Origin of the sequence: Levilactobacillus yonginensis, assembly GCF_003946265.1 — a bacterium.
Classification (GTDB): domain Bacteria; phylum Bacillota; class Bacilli; order Lactobacillales; family Lactobacillaceae; genus Levilactobacillus; species Levilactobacillus yonginensis.
In genome coordinates this window covers 134,166-157,501 of sequence record NZ_RHNO01000003.1, presented here as the reverse complement: position 1 = coordinate 157,501, position 23,336 = coordinate 134,166, and the positions used below count along the sequence as shown (strand labels likewise).

Below are 23,336 nucleotides of genomic sequence, written 5' to 3'. Positions count from 1 at the left end.
GATTTTTTTGTTGGTTCATTAATTTGCCCCAAGATGTTAGTTCCATTAATTTACCAGTGGCCGCAATTTTTTGGAGGATTTGGGACCATTTTGAGTAAACAGATGAGAGCCTCAATTACGTTACGTGGTAATATACCAAGTGAATTCAGGGATGGATTCACCACGAAATCTACTGGGGGGTAATTGTTATGATGAAAAAAGTTGCAATGATCGCAGCTGCAGCAGCGATGGTATTGCCATTAGGGTTAGGGGCTATTGCTCCCGCAGCTGGTGAAACAACTGCGATGGCGGCCGCTAAAGTGGCCGCCAAAAAAACCACGTATACACTGGTAAGCGTTAAAAACATTAAAAAAGCCGCTTATCACGTAAAGAGTGGTAAACCAGCACTGTATAGCGCCGCATTTGCTGCCGACAAGGCGAAAGTTACCTTAGCTAAGAAGGGGACTCTGGCTGGCGAAAAGACTTACAACGTCACTAAGCAGATTGTGATCAAGACTAAGGCTACCAAGAAGGCTAAGGCCAAGAAGGTGACCTATGCTTACGTGAAGAGTGCTAACGGTAAGGTCAAAGGCTGGGCCGCTCTCTCTAAATTGACAGCAGGCAAGTTTATGGCAGCTGATGGTAAGAAAGCAACTAAGAAAGCCGCTGCTGACAAGATTGCGGGGAAAACCTACACTTTGGTTAGCTCTGCTAAGATCAAGAAGGCCGCTTTCCACTTCAAGGGCACCACACCGGCCTACTTCAGTGGCAAGTTCGCTGCTGACAAGGCCAAGGTGACGTTGACCAAGAAGGGCGTCCTGCCACAAAGCAAGACCTTCTACGCAACTAAGAAGATTACCATTAAACAGAACAAGAAGAACGTTAAGTACCTCTACGTTACCAACAAAGGCTGGGTAAAGGCATCATTGCTGACCGCTGGTAAGTTTATGGCAGCAGATTAACGTGGTTGTTTCAACTAGAAGCACGCTTGATGGCGTGCTTCTTTTTTTGTTGGGATTAGTTGTAGATTGCCGCCGCTGGTAGCTAGACGTTTCGCTGGGGGGACCGACTAAAGCCAAAAGGCGGTCTTTAGTCTCGACTTGAAACCTCGGAAAATCACCGTGTTTTCAAACTCGTCCCGTGGCCTAATCTTGGGAAACCAGCCCCATACACAGGATCCAAGTCTAGCTACCAGCGGCTTCTGTGTATGGGAAATGGCAACACTGTAAACGCAAGCCGGTTATGCAGTTGAAGTTCGATGGAATTGGTCAGCCTGCCATCACGATATGGTAGTCAGTAAGTTTGATGTCGGTTACGTGCTTAATAGCCGCTGCAATTGTTACTGATTAAACTGATAGCTAAGACAACTGTGATAGGTCGTGTCGTGGGCCTAAACCGGATTAAATCCAGAAAACTACCGTAGCCGGAGGTTGTCAGGGATGGTGCCGGCTGTGAAAGTGTTGGTGGCTCGGTGGGGTTGCCGAGCCACCAACACGGGACGAGCTTGGAGACCCGCCTGGGCTTGGGCGGGGCTTCAAGTCGAGCCGAAGGACCGGGCCTCAGGCCGCAGGCGGTCCCCACAGCAGGTGCCATCCCTGGCGGCCGGAGGCGGCTATTTTAGGAACTTGACTCAGACCTAACTACAACACGACCTATCACAATTGCCGTTGGATTAAGGATTTCTAGCGATTCTTAGAACTGGTTAATACTGAAAAGTAATCGCTTTACAACGTCTGACAAAGCAAGCATAATGGGGGCGTAAAAGGCGTTATGAATCTACGGAGGTGTTTTTGATGGTAAAGACAAAAGCAGTAATGATCGGTGCCGGCTTATCTAATATGGCCGCAGCGGTTTACCTGATTCAAGAAGCCCATTGGAACGGCAGTCAGATTACATTTTATGGGGCTGACATGCACGGAGCCAATGACGGTGGTGAGACTAGCGCGTTCAACAATGAGTATTGGAACAAGAATCACCCGCTGGATAACCAAACGGGTTACGTGGCCCGTGGTGGTCGAATGTTGAACTACCGGACTTACGTTGATTTGATGGACCTGCTCGACCGGATTCCGTCAGCCACCGAAGAGGGCATGACGGCCGCTGAAGATACCCACGACTTTGATTTTCATCACCAAACCTTTGATAAGGCACGGTTGATGCAGGGGGGGGAAGGCATCATTGATGGCGGTAAATTAGGTCTGAATAACAAGGACCGGGTCTTGCTATCCAAGTTAGTTTTAATGCCTGACGAAGAGGAAACTAAGCTCGATAACGTGACGATTGCCGAGTACTTCAAGGATGACCCGCACATGTTCCAAACTAATTTCTGGTACATGTGGGAAACGACCTTTGCCTTCAGAATTGAAAGCTCCGCGCAAGAATTGCGGCGCTACATGCACCAAATGATCTATGAATTTACGCAGATTGAACATTTAGTTGGGGTCAACCGGACCCGTTATAATCAGTTTGAAAGTATTATGTTACCGCTGATCAACTACTTAAAGGATAACGGTGTGACCTTCTTGGACAACCGAATCGTGACTGACTGGGAGTTTGCGGACAGTGCCTTACAGGATGAAATTACCGTGACCGGCCTGCACGTTAAGAATGTGGCCGATGATACGGAAGAGTTGGTCGATGTGGATGGTGACACGGCTGTTATCTTCACCAATGGTTCCATCACGGACTCTGCTACCATGGGAGATTACGACACCCCAGCGCGGGAGAACATGGAATATGGGATCAGTGCGGCACTGTGGAAGAAGGCCACCGAACGCTTCTACAATTTGGGGACGCCAGACAAGTTCTTCGACGACCGTAAGAATTCCGAGTGGGTCAGCTTTACGTTGACTACCAAGAATCACCTACTCTTGAACGAAATTACCCGGATTACGACGCAGGTTCCTGGAAACGCGTTGAACTCCTTCCTGTCCACGACACCGATCACACCACTGGGGCAAAAGGACGTGAACATGTCGATCGTGGTTCATCATCAACCACACTTTACCACCCAAAAGCCTAACGAATCCGTCATTTGGGGCTACTTCCTATACCCACGGCGGACTGGTGAGTTCGTCCACAAGCAGTACATTAAGATGACTGGGAAGGAAATGGCCCAGGAATTGATTGGACAACTGGCTAAGGTCGACCCTGGTCCCAACAATATTCGGGATAAGGAACCAGAAATCTTGGACAGTATCATTAACAACATTCCAGTTTACATGCCCTACGCCTCAGCACTGTTTAACAACCGGGCTAAGACGGACCGGCCAGAGGTCATTCCAGCGCATTCCACTAACTTAGCCTTCACTGGTGAGTTTGCGGAACAGCCTTACCAGATGATCTTCACGGAGCAGAGTGCGGTTCGTTCAGGTGAAATTGCCGCTTACCACTTTGCTGGGATTTCAATGGATAACTTAGTGGATACACCACGTTACGACAAGGATAAGAGGACCTTGTTGAAAGCTACGCGGCGGATGTTTAGCTAGGAATAATGACAGTTTAGTTTAAACACAATAAATTAAGCAGACGCTTAGTTTCAGCCTTAGACACCATTCCATGTGAGTGGTGTTGGGCTGAGACTAGGCGTCTTTTGGTAATGTTAATGATAGCCACGTCGCCAGAGTAATTTTCCCAGTAATAAGGCAGGCGCTAGCAAAATCAGCCCCAGAATAGCAATTTGAAGGAATAGCCAGCGCCCAATCGTCGCAGGTGTGTCGACATCTTTGGCAGCGAGAAGGGGGACCTTGGTGTGGGGGACGCGCCAGTTAGAACCGTGGTCGTGAAATTGGAGATCCTGGTTGTGTAATCGAATAGCAGGTCGTCGAGCCAAAAATCGTTCGGGTCGGAGTCGCTGCAACGTGTCCGCCACCAAGGGATAACAGATAAGCCAAGAGCTTAGCAGATAGATGGTGAGCGGTCCGTGATCTAATTTAACGGTGAAGCCCAACGTGTGGGCCGTGAATAGCAGGTAACTGAGAATCGGCAGGAGACTGTGGCAGTAATTAGTTAGGTATTTGCGAACCATCAAATCACCTCGATTTTTCAGCAGTATAGCACATTTGAAAAAGCGGCAGAGAACACAAGTAGTGGTTGAGAAGCTTGGTACGCATAGCTGTCGTTTTCTAAAATAATCAGGTGCTTGTGAAAAGGGTCGGAAGCTGTCGTCACAATATTTAGCCACTATTCAGTTTGTGTGAGGGCAGACGTTATGAAGCTGAACAAACAAACCAATCGCTAAAATAGCAAAATAGCCCTAGTTTACGGCCACTTAAAAATTATTTTAATTAAACATACTATGATGCTTATACTGTCCAGATAGCTCGATGTGGTGCGATTTTATAAACGTTTTAACAGTAATTGTCTGATATCATAGTTTATCACTTGATTAGTCATATAATTTATTCATAAAGTGTTTAACACCCACTAGAATTATGCCCTACGAACCTATTGCAGGATTGAATGTTATGTAATATTATCAAACTGTAAATGACATTAAAATTTCCTTAAGGAGGTCTTAGAAATGAAAAAGAGAATACTAGGGATTCTTAGCCTCGTTGGACTGTTGGCGGTTTCGCTATTGTTTTTAGTCACACCCACACCGGCTTCAGCCGCTCAAGATGCGGTTACACCAGCGGGTTCAAAGACATTTTCACCAGTTGGCATTGATACGACGACCAATGCCTGGAATGATGGCGTGCCACTGCAAGGGACCTATTTGAAATATGATAGTGATGGGTTAATTTGGGGATTTGCCCAAAGAAATGGCGCTGATTGGAATGGTCAAAAGTTTAAGACGGCTGATGGTGCTCTGGCATACTGCTTGAACTTTGATCAAGAAACACCAAATGGCTCGTCGTCACCGCTAGACGACTTGAGTGCCACCCAGAAGAAGCAACTAAGTAACCTGTTAAAGTTGGGTTATGTTGAACACGGTACCGATACATATAAAGGGGCTGGTGTTTCGACCCTGAGCAACATCGATGCCTTCATTGCAACGCAGTGGATGGTTCATAAGATTGTCCCAACCGATGGGATTAACGTTGATGATTTTGATATTGTAAATCCGACGTTGAACGATGCGATGGCTAACCTTAAACAGTGGGTATACGAAGACCTGGATATTCAGCTGCAAAAGGATGGTAGCGTTACTGATACGAATGGTCAGTTCACGCAGAATTATGAGTTAACCGCGCCGCATGATCTACAAGGGCAAGCCGATATTACTTTGAGTAAGGACGTAACTGGTGCTCAGATTAAGACGGCAGACGGAACGAGTTCAGAAATTAGTTCGACCAAGGGCGTTAACGTCAAGGTCGGTGATAAGTTCAGCATTTCCGTGCCAGACACGACGGCTGATGGATCGGTCGATGTCGTTGCTAATGGTGGGACCGATTCCTACACCTTCGCGAAGTACGATCGACCTGCGACGAACCAACAACAGGCGTTAGTTGTGGGTGATAAGTATGTCAGTGATGATCAAAAGGCCACTGACACGATGAGTTGGAAGTCAGATGTTGAGAAGCCAACCATTGGGACGACGGCGACTAGTGACGGTAATAAAACGATTACCCAGTCTGGTGAGGCTAAGATTGTCGATCAGGTTCAGTATAAAGGACTCACCGTTGGCAAGGCGTACACGGTTAATGGCACTCTAATGGACAAAGCTACGGGTAACGCCTTACAAGTGAACGGCAAACAGGTTACTGGCTCAACGACGTTCACACCAACTTCAAGCGCAGGGTCAGTCAATGTTGCGTTTACATTTGATGCGAGCGCTCTGAATGGGAAGCAGGTCGTTGCTTTTGAAAGCCTACTTCAAGATGGTAAAGTGGTCACTAGTCATGAAGACATCAACGATAGCGGCCAGACTGTGGCTATTAATCTAACGCAAAAACCATCAATTGGGACGACTGCGGTTGATGGTAACGATGGGGATAAGGTAATCAATCCAACCCGCGACACAACCATTGTTGATCGTGTTACTTTCCACAATTTGACGCCGGGTAAGACCTACACGGTCAAGGGTGTCTTGATGGATAAGATGACTGGTAACACGCTCAAAGTTGATGGGCAAGAAGTTACTGGTTCAACCATCTTTACCCCTGAAGCACCCAACGGTAGCATCAATGTCCAATTTACTTTTAATGCCAGTTCACTACGTGGTAAGGACATTGTGGTCTTTGAAACGCTCTATCACAACGGCAATCAAGTAACTAGTCACGCTGATATTAACGATAATGGTCAAACGGTTATCGTTTCCAATCCAACGCTACAAACGACGGCTACCGATGCCAGTGATGGCGACAAATCAGTTGACGCTGATAGCTCGGTCACCGTACAAGATCGGGTGCAATACACGAATTTAACGCCAGGTAAGTCTTACACCGTTTCTGGTGTCTTAATGGACAAGGAAACGGGGAACGCGCTGTTGGTCAATGGTAAAGAGGTCACCGGTTCGACGACCTTTACGCCAACGACAGCTAATGGCTACGTTTATGTTGACTTTACCTTTGATGCAAGTGGCTTAGCTGGCAAGCAACTGGTTGTATTTGAAAACTTGTACCAGGATGGCAAGGAGATTGCTACCCACGCGGATATTAATGATGCTAGCCAGACGGTCACCGTTCCGGATGATCAGACACCAACTAGTGAAGAGGGCGATGGTGTTTCACCTAATACGCCTGATGTTACCAATCACGGGGGTGGTGCCGACACCATAACTGGGAATACACCAGCGACAACCCTTTCACACCATGCTGCAGCTGCCCCTTCAGCGGGTTCAGCTGGTGCTTTGCCTCAAACGAATGAAGCGAAGGCCACTTCGCTGGTTATGCTGGGACTCTTAATTTTAGCGGCAGTGATCAGTGGGGCACTTGTGAAGCGTCGTGAGAGCTAACCGATTTGTAAAAAAATAGAACGTGGATGCGTAAATAGCGTGTTAAAAAATGGATTCAAGGTTATTCGCCCTGAATCCATTTTTGATTGCTGTCGTTAGCTTAACTTGCCAGACTATTCACGTTGGTCCGATGAGTTGTGGTACCTTGCCAGAAGGGAACCTTCACAATTCCCATGACCTTGTCAGAGTCCACGTAACCCCAGGCGCGGCCATCCTCGGAAATGCTCCGGTGATCACCGAGCACGAAGTAGTGGTTTTGGGGAACCGTATTCCCCTGATACTTCCAGTCATGCGCCTTGGCAAGACTGCTTAGCGTCCAATTACCAGTTCCCGAAGTCCGCTCGTCTTTGCTGATGAAGGACTGATTGATAGCTTGGTTGTTCACGTAAATATAGCCGTTCTTGCTGACGACTTTGTCACCAGGTAGGCCAATGACCCGCTTAACGTAGTTGGTGTTTTTGGCGGCTTGTGGGTCTTCCCCGTAGGCGTCAAAGACAATGACGCTGAGCCGTTTTAACTTCAGTGGTTTGACGACCACCATTCGTTCTTGGTCAGCCAGGTTGGGCTCCATGGAACCACCTGAGACCTTAACGACTTCAAACACGTAGGTGCGTACCAGCAAGACGACCACAAGGGCAATCAAGATAGGCAAAACCCAGCTTAGAATACTGCGAAAGGCTTTCATTAGACGAATTATCTCCCTGAATTTTGGTTTATTGAGGTGTAGTTATGACGTTTATTCTAGCATAGCTCGTCTCAGGCTTAGCCAGTTTAGTGAAAAATTAACGAAATACGTAGAAAGTTGGCCGAAACGGTAGCGCTTACAAGCCGTTTGTGTAACAATGTAGTGAAGTAAAACCGTTTAATAACGAGGAGGAATCAACATGGCAGAACAAGTTGAATTATTGAAAGTTGCTACGGCAATGTTGGACAAAGCCTACACCCCGTATTCCCACTTTCACGTTGGGGCAGCGGCGGTTGGGGCTAGTGGCAAGGTCTATGGTGGCTGCAATATTGAAAACGCATCGTACGGCGCAACCAACTGTGCCGAACGGACGGCAATCTTTTCCGGTATCGCTGCTGGTGAGAAACATTTTACGGCGCTGTTAGTCACTGGCAATACGGAAGGTCCCATCGCACCTTGTGGTATCTGCCGGCAGGTGATTGCTGAGTTCTTTGATGCTGATGCACCGGTCTACTTAACTAATCAGTCCGGCGCTTTTGCTGAGACTACCGTTGAGGGTATTCTTCCTGGGGCGTTTACTGAGCTGAAATAGACTTTACAAGCCGCCTTCGGCTGCCAGAAATTGGGGCCGCTGTGGGGACCGGGCAAAGCCATAAAGCGGTCTTTGCCCTCGATTCTAAGCCTCGGAAAGTCGCCGAGGCTTAGAACTCGTCCCACGGTGTAAGTTGGAAACCCACCAACTAACACCGTCGACACCGCGGCTCCAATTTCTGGCGGCCTGCGGTTACATTAGTCGTTGTAATTGTCCGTTGGTGTAAAAACCTCGGGTTGGTAGCTAAAGTGGTTGGTAGCTAAATTGGGGGTTACGTGTTAGGCAGTACACCGACCTTAGTTTGTGGCTGATCCAGCTTCACTAGAACTCAAGCCAGTCATGCAAACTTAATTTTAGACTAAGTGGTCTGGGACAAAAGTCTCAGACCCTTTTTGCGTTCTGAACATATATAGTTGAAGCATGCGACGAAAGGCAGTCAACTCCGCTTAACCCCGATGGACAAACAATCCAAGATCAGGATTATTCGTCCATCGACGTTAATACTTATTGACTAACCGCCTTTTGGCTCACTCTCTTTTTTAGGTATTTTACTGTTTTAGATAAATTACTTTGACACACATAGTAGTGTGTGATACATTAGTTCCATTGAGAAAACGGAAGGGAGTGGCAATATGGCTGAGGTTATTTCCAAAGATCTCATCCGGGGCCATACGGATACGATTATTTTAAATATTCTGCAACAGGGGGATAGTTATGGATATCAGGTCGCCAAACGAGTCAAGCTACTAAGCCAGGGACATTATGAACTCAACGAGGCTACATTGTATACCGTCTTTCGCCGGCTGGAAAAGAATGGGGCATTGGAAGATTACTGGGGGGATGAATCTCAGGGATCTCGGCGAAAGTACTATCACGTGACGCCAGTGGGGGTGGCCCTGCTGAAGAAAAATACTGCGGCTTGGCAAGTGGCCAAACCAATTATTGATGACTTAATTACGGGAACGGTTCCCGAGGAGGATTAGCATGGACGATATCACAATGGAAATTCGCACGCGGTTGGATCAACGATTCAGCCAGTATCAGCCTTCACGGGCGTTGACGGAATTGAAGGAAGAACTTGTGGGGGACCTTACCGAGGCCGTCACGGATAAAGTGAATCAGGGACAGGCTGCAGCACTGGCCGTGGACGAAGCCATGGCACAGCTGGGCGACATCGATGCTTTGCTTAAAGAAGTGGCGGCAGAAGATGCGGCGGATGGGTCAGCTGATGACGCCACGGAACGTGACGTTGACGACTCCCAAGTAAAAATTGGCAAATTGAAGATTCACGGGGACAAAGTGACTTGGGGTCACCACGTTCTGGTAGATGGAGAAAATGATAAGGTTGATTTTGGTAAATTGGTCAAAGTTGATGGCGACCATGTTTCGGTAGCCGGCGGGATGATCGATGTCCAGGGTGACGACGTTTATGTGAATGGTGAGCGGCCACGACGGACTTTTGTGGAGTCACTGCGACTGGTCAACACACAGTCCTTTAACGTGGCGGATTTGGCACATGTGGATCTGAGCTACCGGGATGCGGCAGTTAAATTGGGCCCGGCTAATGCCGACGAAATCGTGATCAATGAGTACATGAGCCGGGACAATGCCCGGTATTACCTGCGAGCTGAACGGCACGGGGATCTCCTCACAATTAAACAGGGAGATCGGCCCCGTTTGTGGCCCAACCACGTCCGCGCAGAAATCTTTTTGCCGGCTAACCTGGCGGCAATGGTCGGTGTCCATGCTGGTAATGGGAGTCTAGAAATCAGCGACCTCAGTGCGCCACTGAAAATTACGGCGCACGCTATCAATGGCAGTATGCGGGCGTTTGATGACCATGTGAGTGAGCTCCTACTGAAGTCCACCAACGGTGCCATTCGGCTAGACCAAGTTCATGCGGCTAAGCTGGAACTATTAAGCAAAAATGGTAGCGTGACGTCGCGGGAAACGTCCGGGACTTTGAAGGTCGATTCCCGTAATGGCGCAATTAAATTGGCGGATCACACGGGTGACGTTGATTTGCACGGACAAAACGGCGCTATCAAGCTGGACGGGTACACGGGACAAGCCATTGTTGCGGCCAATAATGGGGCCATTAAGGGCCGCAATTTTACTGGTGGCGGTACATTTCATGCTGGGAACGGGAATGTCAACGTTCAGCTGGCCGGCTTAACTGATGATTTTAAGGTTGAGGCTGGGGGCAGCGTGACCCTGCAGATGCCATTGATGACTGACTATCGTTTGGATCTGAAGAGTAAGCATGATCGCGTGCGAGAACCACAAGAAGCACAGCTGAGCTTAAACGATGACTCCCATAAGATTGGGACGGTCGGTGATCAGCCAGAACACGCAATTAGTGTTTACGCAACTAGCGGTAGCGTGCGGGTCAGCTAAGACTTCCTAGCCTGTAGCTGCATCGTCGGTAGATAGCAGCAGTCTAGATGCAACTAGTCTGAGTATATTCAGGTAAACTTTCAACCTTCTTAAAAAAGACGAGTCACCAGCATGCAGCGCTGGTGGCTCGTCTTTCGTGTCCTTAGAATTTCAGTTCATATTCAAACTTCAATTTCTTATAATAATCCTGTTCGATAAAGTCCGTTGGCCGGACGGCACCATCCTTCATGTCGAAGTAGGCGACTCCCGCCAATTTGAGCATCTTGTAGACAAATTGTGAACAGAACATGATGTTGGGCTTAGCAGAATGCTTAGAGACCAATCCAAGCATGTTGTAGGCGCTGCCTTCACGGTTGATTTCGGCGATTTTGTCAATGACAAACGTCTTTTGAGCGGTGGTTACCGGGAGGCTGTATACCAGGACAGAAGCCCCAGTCTTTTGGTGGAAGAATTCCAGAGTCTCGGCGTTCATTCCTGGTGGATAAACGTTGTCGCCGCCATTATAACTAATAATTGTCTCTAAGTCGCGGTCGAAGGCGAGCGACACGTGATTGAACTGCTTACGAGTAAACACTGAGATCATCTCGCTGGCGGCACTGCCCGTGTTGGAAACGGCCAAGTAAAGTTTGGAATCGGTTAACGTCGCCGTAGCAGCATCAAAGTAAGCATCTGTGAGGGTTCCGTGATTGATGTAGTGTACGGAACTGTGACGCGGTAGGTCTTCTAAAATTGTTTTTACGTGGTCGACTGAGACCTTATCTTTAGCCGCAGCGGCATTATCCATGAGCGCGCTCAGTTTATCAGCACTTTGACGTAATTCATCGAAGCTGACCGTGGCCGTCTCTTCTACCGTGGGTAAGTAGAAGACCGTTTGGTTGTTGGTCGTTACGAAGCGCTCGACCCATAATGGGAAGAGTACGATGAGCACGCCAATCAGTTTGGCTGGGAAATAGATGAGCGATTGGCCTCGCAACGGGAAGACGACCGCAGAAATGAAGACCAGCTGAATAACTAGGAGAAGGCCGTAGATGACGGTCAGGCCAATTTTAGCTGGACGGGGGAATTGCGCGAGCCACGTCCGCAGAACCATTACCGTCGCTAAGTAGATGTACACAATGATTAGAATGGGCTGGTTGGCGAATAAGTACAGGCTTGCCAAGAGAAGCCAGCCAAGACCACGAATCCGAATTGACTGGAAGTAGTTGATGACGTCGTTCATGAAAGTCTTCCTTCACGTAAAAGGTGATGCCCCAGATAGTGGTCACCACCAGTTAATCAAGTTATGAATGTTTGCAAATAATGAGTCTCAGTATACCATAACCAATGGTGCGAATTGGGGATTGTAAGGATGGTCTAAGAAGTCCATACCGATCATTAAGGGTAATCTTCCCAATGACTTCTAGCAGGCCGTTTCGTGTGATTTTACTTTGGAAGTAGGTTTTACGACTAAACCAGCTCAAAATATCTTTGTAGATAGTCCGCCACGCCGGATTCATTGTTGTCCTTGGTGGTAATGTGATCGGCGACGGCCTTTACATCCAGCTGACCATTGATCATAGCGACCCCCTCGCCTGCTTGTTGAATCATGTGGAAGTCGTTTTCGGCGTCACCGAAAGTCATCAAGTTGCTGGTATCCCAGTTGAAACGGGCCAGGAGAGCCTTGATGCCTACGATTTTGTCCACTTCTGGTGAGAGAAATTCTAGCATGTGGGGCTGCGAACGAACCACGTGGTAGGTTGAAAAGAGGGCCTCTGGTAGTTGTTGGTTGACGGCGTCTAGCATTGTTGGCTTAATCGAAACTAATGCTGTGCTAAAAAGGTTATCGGGTAACTCTTTGAACGTTACGGGAAAATAGTCGACGCCCACCTTTTTGGCTCGGTGATAAAGTGAGGGGCCAAGTTCTTTAATTTGGAAGTCCTGATCAAAATCTAAGATATCTAGCGGGAGACTGTAGCGTGAAGCGTACTGGTAGAGCGGTTCGAAGTCCGTCTTGTGGAGGCCATTTTGATAGAGAACCTCACCCGTGGCATTGTGGACGACTAAACCGCCATTAAAGGTGATGGTGTAGTCGGTTTCCGCAGTTAAGCCCAGTTGGGCAATGTAGGGGTGGATAGCCGCAAGTGGTCGGCCGGTACATAGGACAATTTTTAAGCCTTGTTGATGGAGCCGTTGTAGTGCGGCAACGTTGGCTTCACTGATTTTTTTGTGGTTATCAAGTAGCGTGTTATCTAGGTCTAGAGCAATCATCTTGATCAAGAATAGGACCTCCTTTATCTACTAGTGTACACGACCTTTTGGCTATCGTGAAATTAGTTGGGTCTATTATTTTGCCCGCTAATTGATTTCGATCAATCAATCAGTCAATCTATATAACTTTCGGATTGTTACCAGTTCACTCAAACTGTGGTCAATATTTCCGGTCGTTTGGGTTTATACTCTAGGTAGACTAGGACTAACTTAAAAGGGGTTTTATCGTTAAAATGACGTTGCCAGCGTCGGACGGAAAAACCTAACGGATTAACCAAGGTAGCGTTTTCTTCAAATTGTAAAGAAAATGCCAACAATTTCAGAAAAAAGGGTTTATTTTTTGGCTGATAGAGGTGATACTAGAGGAAGTTACTCACGGGCTTGATCATAAAGATACCACCATGATTGTAATTGGTGTAACTTGACATGGCTGATTTCGGTGAGGGGAATTTCCTGCGATTGGCCAGCAGCTAAACCCATGTAAACGGTCGACGCGGAAACGTAGTCGACCGTTCCCGTGTAGGTAACGTCATGAAATATTAGGGTAGTGATTTGATTGTTTTGATAAGCCGTTTGGAGTATGGCTTTGATTCGCTGACTAACACTGTGCATGAGATCACGTCCTTAAAATAAAGGTTGTTTTCATTATAGAACAAGTGTTCGTTTTTGCAAACCAGTTTTTTAATATTATTGGATAACTTGATTTGACGGTGAAATGTACGTAGGGTTATCCATTTCGTGGAATCTGGTCAAAGACGTCTGCGTTTTTTTAGGCTACAATGAAGTCCCGTAGCTGTGCACATTTTCCAGGACGGTAAATGGCAGCGCCTCGCGCTGAATGAGAAGGAGTAATGGACTGACAATGACAGAGACGACAAATGAGGCAGTAACTACTGAAGCACAACTGAAAAAAGAATTTGACGATTTGTACATGCACATCTTCAAGTACATTGGTGATTTTGTGTCCATTCCAACACAAAAGTATAATTTAACTTTTGAAGCGTTTATGGTGATGGACAACGTTGCTCGGAGTAAAAATGGTCAAACCTTAGTTGAATTGGCTAAACTCGAGGGCGTTTCCAAGAGTGCGATTGCTCGGCAAGTGAACGTTCTTTTGAAGGAGAACTACGTGATGCAAAAGGTTGATCCTAATGACCGACGCGTTAAGTACATTACGCTGACGGCTGCGGGGAGCCGCGTTCAACGGAACCTCTCTGAGGCTACCGACGAACGGTTCCACCGTTGGTTAGAATTCTTTGGTGGTAAGGAAGAAGCTGAACGCTTTATCCGGGTTCTCCACCAAGCCAATGAGCGGGCCGTTGCTGCTGGCTTTGTTGGATTCGACAGTTTACATGATAAGCGTCGGAACTCTAACAAGAGTCGGAGTCACGGGCACACCAATGAATAATCTGTTTGATAATACTGAACGACCGTAGGAGATTTCTTCCTGGTGGTCGTTTTTATTTTGTTTTGGGTTATGCTGGATGATTGTAGCCGCCGGCGGCTGCCAGGGAGGGGGACTGCTGTGGAGACCGGAGCGAGCCAAAGTGCGGTCTCGCTCCTCGACTTGAAACCACGCCCAGGTCGCGTGTTTCCAAGCTCATCCCATGCTGTAAGGTGGAAACCCACCATCTAACACCGTCGACACGGCGGTCCCCCTCCCTGGCAGCCTCCGGCTAAGTTGTGCGTGACCATTAAATTGCGGTGATGGTAATGGTGAAAAATCACTCGGTTATTAGTCATGGTGTGGGGAGTTCATGATCGGACGGAAGAAAACTAGATTACATAAAATGACTTGTAGTCCGGGAAATTTTTGTTAGAATTCCTGCGCCTACGGATCAACAACCTAATCCATAACAAAAATAGAGCCTACTGAGAAATCCAGCAGGTTCTGTTTTACTGTAAGTTTAATTTTAAATGATACTAGCTACATATGGTGTGAATGCCTAGGTTGAAGTTGCGGTAAACCCACAATCTAAGCCGGAGGCGAACTCTCACAGACTATTTAGAAATCGTAGCTTCGAGCTGACGTTCATTGTATAACAAGAGGATGCTGAACATGATAACGTAAAGTATCAGTGGAATCCACGCGTAGTTCAACGTGATCATGTGCTGGGTTGCGACGTTTTGCGGGTGATTGGCTACGTAGCCGGAGAAGTGGAAAAGACCGGCCGTTACCAGCCCACCCAAGCCTAAGCCGACGTTGACGCCAAAGTCATCGGTGGAAGCGAGGATGCCCTCTGCCTGGATGCCCATTGCCATACCGTAACGGATGGTGTCAGCAATCATGATGGAGACCAGACCGATGATGATGCCGTTACCAACGGAGTTAATCAGAATTCCCGTAAACAGCACGACCAGGTGGTTTAGCAAAACACCAATCGTTAGAATACCTTGGCCGATTGCTGCCACTGTGATACCCGTGAGCATGGTACGCTTCTTGCCCCAGATGTGGGTGGAATGAATGATCAACAATACACCAATCAGTGCAGCAAACGTAAAACTATTGGCCCAGGGGACCAGGTTTTCACTGTGCTGAATGTATTTGAAATAGTAGATGGTGGTTTGATTCTTGATAGCGGTGGTCAGCCAATACAGTAGGATGACTACCGAGATGACCAGCCAAGGCTGATTTTTTCGCAACATGGTACTGACCGCGTGCCAGGACTGGTGGGAGGCTTCCGGATTGGTGAAGCGTTCCCGGACGTGGAAAAAGGTATTCCAAATCAGTGCTAGTGAAATTAGGCCGAACAGCACGATTGTTAGCAGGAAGCCTCGTTGCTGGTTACCGTGACCGAAGAAGGCAACCAAGGGAAGCGTAAAGACCGCGACAATAATTTGAACGGAACTCCCTCCAAATTGGCGGATGACTCCCAGAAGGGTCAGTTCCGATTCATTCTGAGTCATAGTGGGAAGGATCGACGTAATCGGGAGGTTGACGGCCGTATAGAAGAAGCCCAATCCTAAGTAAGTTACATAAGCCCAGACTAATTTGCCGGTGCCACTGAACGGTGGGGTAACGAAGGTTAGCACAGCAAATAGGACGTAGGGCAGAGCGTACCAGAGAAAGAACGGTCGGCTCTTGCCCCATTTTGAATGGGTCCGGTCGATCATTAACCCGATAATGAGACTTTCCACCACGTCAGCTAAGCGGGCAACGATGAAGAGAATAGCGGCCGCACTGGCAGATAAGCCGTAGACGTCGGTGTAAAAGAACAGTAGGTAGGTGGTCATCATCTGAAAGACCAGGTTGTCCGCTGCGTCACTCAGACCGTAGCTCAAACGCTCCGGCCATTTGGTTTGCCAAGGTGAATTCAACTTGTCGTAGCCTCCTTTCGACTACTTACGCTGGCTCTGCCGAATCAATCGCTGGTAGACTTCGGCGCCAACGAGGTCGTTGGTGACCATCCAGACGATGTGGCCCAGAGCTTCAGAAACGTGTTCCGTCTTTGGCTGGTCTTTAGCAGCTGGAACGGTACCCATGGCGGGCATGATGCCTAAGTGAAAGGCGACCCAAATAGCCAGACCGAACCAGGTACCGGCGTCCTTCTTCACGGCTGGAATCTTCTCACCGATGATTTGGTAGAGGACAGCAAAGGTTGTGGAGAAGCCGAAGTGAATCACATAGCTGACCCAGGGTAGTTCGTGCCCAGAGTAGTGATAGGTTGCGTGGGTCACAGTCTTGGGCACGCCAAATTGTTCTAGCAATGTTTGGGGTGGGTTGGTAGCATCGCGTTCTTCCGTGCGGGGTGGCAGGACGTTTTCCCAGCCGAGTTTGACCAGGCCGGAGATAACCCCGGCGGCCCCGCCGGCAATTACGGCGGCAGTGAGATTTAAGGGATGACGTTTAAATAAGGACATAAAAGATTCCTCCTTCAATGGATAAGTACAATTAAAGTATAAACTTATTAGATATTTTGCGGTGGAAATTAGCTTGTAGAACGGCACACGCGCATTCTATTTTTTGTTGTGATATGGTGGATTGTGAGTGAACGGGTGAGAAGAGAAGACGCGTCAGAGAGGAGTTTCGTATGGATAAAATTTTTGATCAGGGATACATAGAGATTCAAGACGCCACGCAAAATAATTTGAAGCACGTTGATTTGCGGGTACCTAAGTATGAAACGACGGTATTTGTGGGCTTGTCTGGGTCGGGTAAGTCGTCATTGGTATTCGATACGATTGCGGCAGCATCACGACGGGAGTTAAACGAGACCTTTCCAAGCTTTACACAACAGTACTTGCCGAAGTTCGGGCAACCCCACGTGAAAGACATTGAACACCTACCAGTGGCGATTGTGATCGAGCAGCAGCGGTTGGGTAAGAACGCGCGGTCCACACTGGCAACCTATACCGGAATTTACTCCCTCCTGCGACTGTTATTTTCGCGTATCGGTAAACCCTTCATCGGCTATTCCGATACATTTTCGTTTAACCTGCCGCAAGGGATGTGTCCGGCTTGTCAGGGGTTAGGCTACGTCGACGACATTGATGAGAGCAAGTTGATTGATCCAGAGAAGTCGCTGAATCAGGGGGCCATTACATTTGTCAGTTTTGGGCCTGACACCTGGCGCTGGCGACGGTACGGAACCAGTGGCTTGTTTGACGACGATAAGCCAATTAAAGACTACACCAAGGAAGAATATGAACTTCTGATGCATGCGCCTCAGCAACGACTAGAGCATCCTGGTGAGGGGTTCCCCCGCACAGCCCTCTATGAAGGCGTGGTGCCCCGGATTCGGCGATCGGTGATTGGCAAGAAGGAAGCGGAACACCATCGTGAAGCCATTGCGGCCATCGTTACCCGAAAGCCCTGCCCCGTTTGTCACGGAACCCGGTTACGACCAGAGGTTTTGACCAATCATATTAATGGGCAAAATATTGCAGAAGTTTCTGCTATGGACCTGCGTCACGTGCTAAAATTCTTGGACGGAATCACGGAGCCGTTAGCGACAGATGTGGTGCGAGAACTTTCGACTAAGATTCAGTCGTTGGTCGATATTGGGCTGGGCTATTTGACGTTGGATCGCGGCACAAGTTCCTTGTCCGGTGGAGAAGCCCAACGGATTAAGATTGCCAAATACTTGACGAGTGCGTTGGTCGACATGGTTTATATCTTGGATGAACCCAGTGTAGGGTTGCATCCCCATGATATTCAATTGATCAAACAGGCATTGACCCGGTTGAAGGATAAGGGCAATACCGTCTTAGTTGTTGAACATAATCCCGCAATGATCGACTTTGCCGATTATGTCGTTGAGATGGGACCACAGGCTGGTCAAGGTGGAGGAACCGTGACGTTTACCGGAACCTACCCAGAGTTATTGGCATCGGCCACATTGACTGGGACTTGGTTACGGAAGGCCCATCAATGGGGCACTGAGCGGCAACCCAAAGGCCATTTAGCCCTGAGAAACGTCACCCGGAATAACTTAAAAGGGGTCGACGTGGACGTCCCTCTAGGGGTGATGACGGTCATCTCTGGGGTCGCTGGGTCAGGAAAATCGTCGTTGGTTTCGGCACTGCGCGAGCAGTTGACCACGGACTACATCGACTTAGCGCAGGCACCCGTCGGCATCAATATCCGTTCGACGCCAGCCACCTACCTAGGTATTTTGGATGAGATTCGAAAGATATTTAGTCAGGCCAATGACCGTGTGGGGACCAGTTGGTTTAGTTACAACGGTAAAGGGGCCTGCCCACGGTGTAAGGGGAAAGGCGTCACAATTACCAACATGGCGTTCATGGACCCGGTCGTGCAGACCTGTGAGCTGTGTCAGGGTAAGCGGTACAGTGAGGAGGCGCTGCAGTATAGTTATCATGGAAAGAACATTGCTGAGGTCCTCCAGATGTCGGTGACGGCTGCAGCGACGTTCTTTGCAGGTTCGCCCAAGGTAGCCGCTAAACTACACAACTTGGACCGCGTTGGCTTAGGGTATTTGACGTTGGCCCAACCCCTGACCACGCTATCTGGTGGGGAGCTACAGCGGTTGAAACTAGCCGTTGAGTTAGGTAAGAAGGGAACGATTTATCTGTTGGATGAACCCACGGCTGGGTTACATTTGAAGGATACAGCACGCCTGATGACCTTGTTCAACGAGCTGGTCGCCGCAGGAAACTCGTTGATTATCATCGAACATAACTTGGCAGTGATTGGCCAGGCTGACTGGTTAATTGACGTTGGCCCGGACGCTGGTCGGTATGGTGGCCAGATTCAGTATAGCGGCACGCCTAGAGAGTCAGTTAAGGTAGCAACGTCCCGGACGGGGGTAGCGTTGAAGGCGTGGATTGAGAATAAGAGTGGTCTGGAAGGCGGTTAGTCAGTGAGCATTAACGGGGATAGGGTGAAAATCCCGGTCCTGGATTTTGGCCCTATCGCTGTTAAGCGGAGCTGACTGCTTTCCAGAGCACGTTTCAGCCATAGAAAATCACCTGCCCTAATTAAGTTATCGCAAGTAGCCAATAGATTCCTTGATAAATATCAATTTAGTCGCACCTATTCCGCAGTAAACTAAATCAGGTTATTAAGGAACGTCTCTTATAAATAAGCGGGAATCCAAGCTGGGTTAGTTATAAAACTGAGTCAGCAATAGTAACTCACCGTGAGTCACAGAAGAATCGAAAAGGGGTTGTAGATAATGCCATTAATGCGCATCGATATGTTCAGAGGTCGGAGTAAAGCTGAAATCAAAAACATTCTGGATATCTCTTACAAAGTTGCGACCGAAGAATTACATTTACTACCGCGGGACCGTTATCAAATCGTCACGCAACACGATCCAGAAGAAATGATCATTGAAGACGTGGGTTTGGGCTTTGATCGCACGGATAAGGTGTTGGTCTTTAGCCTGACGTCCAGTCCTCGTGACGAAGGGGATAAGGAACGGTTCTACGCGCGGTTGGTCAAGGAATTAGCAGCCGTTGCTGGCGTTGCTCCTAGTGACGTGATGGTTAACATTACCAGTAACACGAAGGCTGACTGGAGCTTTGGTGATGGTGAAGCGCAGTTTATGACTGGCAGATTAGGCTAACTAGAAGCGTGAGCGATATGGGTGATACTACCAGAAAGTAATCTATAGAAGAAACTAGGGTTTGAGACAAAAGTCTCAAACCTTTTTTGTGCTCCGAACATGCATGGTCGAAACGTGCGCCAAAAGGCAATCAACTTTGCTTAACCCCGATAAACAAACAATCCAGGACCGGGATTGCTCGCCTATCGACGTTAATGCTCATTGACTAACCGCCTTTTGGCGCACTCTCTTCTGATTTCTGAGAGTTCGGGGTAGACTTAAAAAAACTTGTAGAATAGTCATTGACAGCGCTTTCAAGACTGGCGTACGATAACCATACATGGGTGGTATCATCGTTGACTGGACTGCCGTCATTGCTGGCAATATTGCAGTTACTAAAGCAATAAAGCGATGAAAGGCAGTGTTGAACCGAAAAACCACTCAATATCGGCTCAGTCGCCTCGATATTTTAGCCGGGGCGCTTCTGCTTAGAATAAGGGCAAGTTTTGAGACGCAAAATTGTGCCGGCACCGCTCCAGCCTATATTGGGTGGCTGGTAAAGCGATATTTACCATTTAGAACCGTCACTAAAGAAGAAGCGGGTAAATACATATGAACTTACTGATTAGTCTGCTGCCCGCCCTGTTCTGGGGCGTCCTGCCCATCTGGATGCAAAAGAAAACAGGCGGTAGCTTTTTACAACAACTTCTTGGTACCAGCTCAGGAATCGTCATCAGTGCGATCATTCTGCAGCTGATTTTTCGGTTTCACATTAGTTGGCCGGACTTTTTGTTGTACTATCTGTCCGGTGCCTGTTGGAGCATTGGCCAGGGCGGTCAGTATTGGGGGTACACGCGCCTGGGCGTCAGCAATGCCGTTCCCGTATCGACGGCGTTTCAAATCATTGGTAATTCTCTGATTGGTGGTTGGGCCTTCGGCGAGTGGGCCGGTTGGCATGATAGCCTGCTGGGAATCTTAGCGTTGATTATCATTCTCATTGGCGTCATGGTGACTAACGGTATGATCCAGATTGCACGTGATCAGTTGGGGGCGTACCTACTGTTGCTGGTCACGGCGGCAGGCTACTGGGGTTACTCGGCGTTTCCCCACTTCGTTTCGGGTGCGACGGGGTTAAATGGGTTCCTGCCACAGTCATTGGGGATGCTGACGACCTCGTTCTTCATCTACTTGGGTGGTCGTAAGAAGTTTTCAGGCAACGATGCGTGGGGCGTGCGGAATATCACGTCAGGTCTGATTTTCTCTGTGGCGGCAGCCACCTACCTGATTTCACTACGATTAAACGGCCTAGTCAACGCGTTTATTCTGACTCAGTTGAACGTGGTGGTCTCGACGATTCTGGGGATTGTGATTCTGCGGGAAGCCGATGCCAAACAATTAAAGCCAACTACGGCAGGGTTAGCCATCTTGATCTTTGGCGCTGTGGTGATGGTACAAATTTAATAAGATTACTGGCACGTGGCGAAGTAGCCGCGTGCTTTTACTTTACCGGAAGGACCGCAACTTTCGAGAAAACGTATGTTCTTTTGCCGTCGAAATATGGTATGCTTAAAAGACTATTTTCATCACAGAGGAGAAGTTTCTGATGGCAACGACTATTTTGACGCCGGCTGAGAACCGGTTCCTACAATTGAGTCAGCCGGCCCTACAGTTGCCGGATTTGACTAGGGTGATGCCGCTACTGCGCGACCACCCGACTATAAAAGACAGCAGTGAGTTTCTGTCCCGCTCGGCCCGTCAGCTCCTGTTAGACCAGCGGGTGGCGTGGCTGGTACAGGGGAGTGAGGCGTGGAAGTTGCTGGCGCGATTGCCATACGCCATCAACGACAGTGATCACCGCACGGATTGGCGCCACTGTGCGCTGTGCCATAAGCCGGTGCGTTATGAATATCACGTGGTGTTGCGAACGGACGGCCATGAAATTGTGGTGGGGTCTGAGTGCGTCAAGAAGTTTATGAGCGATGAAATGCAGTACCTGATGACAATCACGACGGAGGATAATTTCCACGCGGTTGCGCAGTACGATGACTTGACCGCGCACTACCCACAGGTGCCAGAAATTTTGTGGGATAATCAGGCGTTGCCACACTTGCCGCAGAGCCATCAGCGCCGCCAACACTGGGTCAAAAAGGGAACGAAGTCAACGGTGACCGGGTACCTGAAGCATCGTAGTCCAACGCTGCCTGAGGAACAGTTGGCACCCTATTTAACGGAATATCAGATCCTACGAGACGTTGATCAGGCGACCGCAACGGCTCAGATTAAACAGCAGGAACAGGTGGTAGCAGCCAATGAACGAGTTGCTGAACAGGCAGCGGCAGCGGCGTGGACGGCAGCTAACCAGGCTCAGACGACTGCGGAACAACGGTTGCGGGCGTCGACTGACTATCGTGGGTATTTGCAGGCAGTGGCGACGCTGATTGTTCAGCACTTACCGTTAGCTGGGTTCAAGGAGCGCTTGGGCGAACTGAACATGCCTCGCTCCCTCCAACGGCTAATAAATTCTTATCAGCTAGGCGTCATGGCCACGGAGTTTGCCCGGACTGGTCAGATTCAGGCGGCGCGGTTGCAGATTGTGCCACGTTATTTAGTAGCTGATTTGAATCAGGTGAGTCGGCAGTTGGCGGCTCAACGCCAGCGGGATTGGAACGATGACGTGTTCAACGCAGCCGTCGGGTTCGACCTCACACCTTCGGAACGGCAGAGTCGCTTAGCTCAGCTGCATGACAGCTGGGAGGGACAGCGGGTTCCGGCACAGGTGTATCTAGAACTGGCGACATTACGGGAGCGACTAGTAAACGGCGTTGCCTTACCAACTGACTGGCCTCAGGCGTTACAGATCGCTATTTCAGAACGATTAGCGCGACAACCCAAGACCGGCTGGGTGCCAGCCAAGAAAAATCACGTCACACCCAAGCAATTGCGGCGGTTAGTGGACCGGCAACCGAACTTTGCAGCAACGGCTCAGGCTTATCACCGCTTGTATGCCTTACCAGCTGAGGCTGAGGCGGTAACCCTGTCGGCGCTGCAACGGTATACGTTGTTAGTGGCGGATCAACGGGCCCAACGCCAGCAGGCAACTGACAACTTGGTGACGCAATTGTTCAAACAGAAATAAATTGAAGACTGGGTTCGGGATAAAAGTCCTGGACCTTTTCTTATTGCCAATTTTATTTTGCAAGTCGTGCGTTAGTAGGCGGCTAACTCAGCTTAACTTAACCTCAAACGTCAAATAATCCCGGACCAGAATTTTCGTCATTGATGCTTAGTAGCTAAACGTGCTCCGTCCGGTTTTTTAATTTATAGTAAGCGTTTTAAATGGTGCTGGGATTGAAGAATTATGACAGAACCTTAACGAAATAGTTTATACGGGTTACAGTTATTTACGATGCCCCTGAACGATTTGAGGGAAGATGAGTGCTTTTTAAAAAGTACTATACCAACGACTGAAGCGCTTTCTAGGAAAATACGAAATTTTTGGGACACAAATAGCATTGTGCTCACTTAATA

The 23,336-nt window shown here is 48.6% G+C and carries 18 protein-coding genes; 11 read left to right on the top strand and 7 right to left on the bottom strand.

The window, feature by feature from the left end:
• Positions 1–188: 188 nt before the first annotated feature.
• On the top strand, positions 189–941 hold the full coding sequence (locus EKM87_RS02880) for a hypothetical protein (protein WP_125681655.1): 753 nt from the start codon (positions 189–191) through the stop codon (positions 939–941).
• An 831-nt stretch (positions 942–1,772) separates the two neighbouring features.
• Positions 1,773–3,467 carry an oleate hydratase gene (locus tag EKM87_RS02875; protein ID WP_125681653.1) on the top strand — a complete coding sequence of 565 codons (1,695 nt, stop codon included), beginning with the start codon at positions 1,773–1,775 and terminating at the stop codon, positions 3,465–3,467.
• A 113-nt stretch (positions 3,468–3,580) separates the two neighbouring features.
• On the opposite strand, the gene EKM87_RS02870 is transcribed toward EKM87_RS02875, so the two are convergent.
• Positions 3,581–4,006: a hypothetical protein gene (locus EKM87_RS02870; RefSeq protein ID WP_125681651.1), complete on the bottom strand. Its 426-nt coding sequence runs from the start codon at positions 4,004–4,006 to the stop codon at positions 3,581–3,583.
• Positions 4,007–4,501: 495 nt separating this feature from the next.
• On the opposite strand from EKM87_RS02870, the gene EKM87_RS02865 reads away from it, so the two are divergent.
• Complete coding sequence (locus tag EKM87_RS02865; RefSeq protein ID WP_125681649.1) at positions 4,502–6,877, top strand: VaFE repeat-containing surface-anchored protein; 2,376 nt, start codon at positions 4,502–4,504, stop codon at positions 6,875–6,877.
• A 100-nt stretch (positions 6,878–6,977) separates the two neighbouring features.
• On the opposite strand, the gene lepB is transcribed toward EKM87_RS02865, so the two are convergent.
• Entirely contained in the window at positions 6,978–7,562 is a 585-nt protein-coding gene (gene lepB, locus EKM87_RS02860) for a signal peptidase I (protein WP_125681647.1), read from the bottom strand.
• Between the two features lie 199 nt (positions 7,563–7,761).
• Between lepB and EKM87_RS02855 the strand changes: the two genes are divergently transcribed.
• From EKM87_RS02855 to EKM87_RS02845, 3 genes are all read left to right on the top strand, one after another.
• A complete protein-coding gene (locus EKM87_RS02855; RefSeq protein WP_125681645.1) occupies positions 7,762–8,154 on the top strand; it encodes a cytidine deaminase in 393 nt (130 codons plus the stop codon).
• Positions 8,155–8,786: 632 nt separating this feature from the next.
• Positions 8,787–9,137: a PadR family transcriptional regulator gene (locus EKM87_RS02850; protein ID WP_125681643.1), complete on the top strand. Its 351-nt coding sequence runs from the start codon at positions 8,787–8,789 to the stop codon at positions 9,135–9,137.
• A 1-nt stretch (position 9,138) separates the two neighbouring features.
• Positions 9,139–10,551: a DUF4097 family beta strand repeat-containing protein gene (locus EKM87_RS02845; RefSeq protein WP_125681642.1), complete on the top strand. Its 1,413-nt coding sequence runs from the start codon at positions 9,139–9,141 to the stop codon at positions 10,549–10,551.
• A gap of 142 nt (positions 10,552–10,693) precedes the next feature.
• On the opposite strand, the gene EKM87_RS02840 is transcribed toward EKM87_RS02845, so the two are convergent.
• The 3 genes from EKM87_RS02840 to EKM87_RS02830 all read right to left on the bottom strand — a co-directional run bounded on the left by EKM87_RS02840 (position 10,694) and on the right by EKM87_RS02830 (position 13,410).
• Entirely contained in the window at positions 10,694–11,770 is a 1,077-nt protein-coding gene (locus EKM87_RS02840) for a hypothetical protein (protein ID WP_125681640.1), read from the bottom strand.
• Positions 11,771–11,997: 227 nt separating this feature from the next.
• Positions 11,998–12,798: a Cof-type HAD-IIB family hydrolase gene (locus EKM87_RS02835; protein ID WP_225428384.1), complete on the bottom strand. Its 801-nt coding sequence runs from the start codon at positions 12,796–12,798 to the stop codon at positions 11,998–12,000.
• A gap of 369 nt (positions 12,799–13,167) precedes the next feature.
• Positions 13,168–13,410: a hypothetical protein gene (locus tag EKM87_RS02830; RefSeq protein ID WP_125681636.1), complete on the bottom strand. Its 243-nt coding sequence runs from the start codon at positions 13,408–13,410 to the stop codon at positions 13,168–13,170.
• Positions 13,411–13,660: 250 nt separating this feature from the next.
• On the opposite strand from EKM87_RS02830, the gene EKM87_RS02825 reads away from it, so the two are divergent.
• A complete protein-coding gene (locus EKM87_RS02825) occupies positions 13,661–14,206 on the top strand; it encodes a MarR family winged helix-turn-helix transcriptional regulator (RefSeq protein ID WP_125681634.1) in 546 nt (181 codons plus the stop codon).
• A 593-nt stretch (positions 14,207–14,799) separates the two neighbouring features.
• Here the strand turns inward: EKM87_RS02825 and EKM87_RS02820 are convergent.
• Together EKM87_RS02820 and EKM87_RS02815 are read right to left on the bottom strand one after the other, a co-directional pair.
• Entirely contained in the window at positions 14,800–16,116 is a 1,317-nt protein-coding gene (locus EKM87_RS02820) for an MFS transporter (RefSeq protein ID WP_125681633.1), read from the bottom strand.
• 21 nt (positions 16,117–16,137) lie between these two features.
• On the bottom strand, positions 16,138–16,659 hold the full coding sequence (locus EKM87_RS02815) for a DUF1440 domain-containing protein (RefSeq protein ID WP_125681631.1): 522 nt from the start codon (positions 16,657–16,659) through the stop codon (positions 16,138–16,140).
• Between the two features lie 170 nt (positions 16,660–16,829).
• Between EKM87_RS02815 and EKM87_RS02810 the strand changes: the two genes are divergently transcribed.
• The 4 genes from EKM87_RS02810 (at position 16,830) to EKM87_RS02795 (ending at position 22,944) form a co-directional block, all read left to right on the top strand.
• A complete protein-coding gene (locus tag EKM87_RS02810; protein ID WP_125681629.1) occupies positions 16,830–19,118 on the top strand; it encodes an ATP-binding cassette domain-containing protein in 2,289 nt (762 codons plus the stop codon).
• Positions 19,119–19,436: 318 nt separating this feature from the next.
• The gene (locus tag EKM87_RS02805) at positions 19,437–19,829 is read left to right on the top strand and encodes a tautomerase family protein (protein ID WP_125681627.1); all 393 of its coding nucleotides are present in this window, start codon (positions 19,437–19,439) and stop codon (positions 19,827–19,829) included.
• Positions 19,830–20,420: 591 nt separating this feature from the next.
• A complete protein-coding gene (locus EKM87_RS02800) occupies positions 20,421–21,269 on the top strand; it encodes a GRP family sugar transporter (RefSeq protein WP_125681626.1) in 849 nt (282 codons plus the stop codon).
• Positions 21,270–21,411: 142 nt separating this feature from the next.
• Positions 21,412–22,944 (top strand): hypothetical protein, encoded by a 1,533-nt coding sequence (locus EKM87_RS02795; protein ID WP_125681624.1) that lies wholly within the window; start codon positions 21,412–21,414, stop codon positions 22,942–22,944.
• Positions 22,945–23,336: the final 392 nt, after the last annotated feature.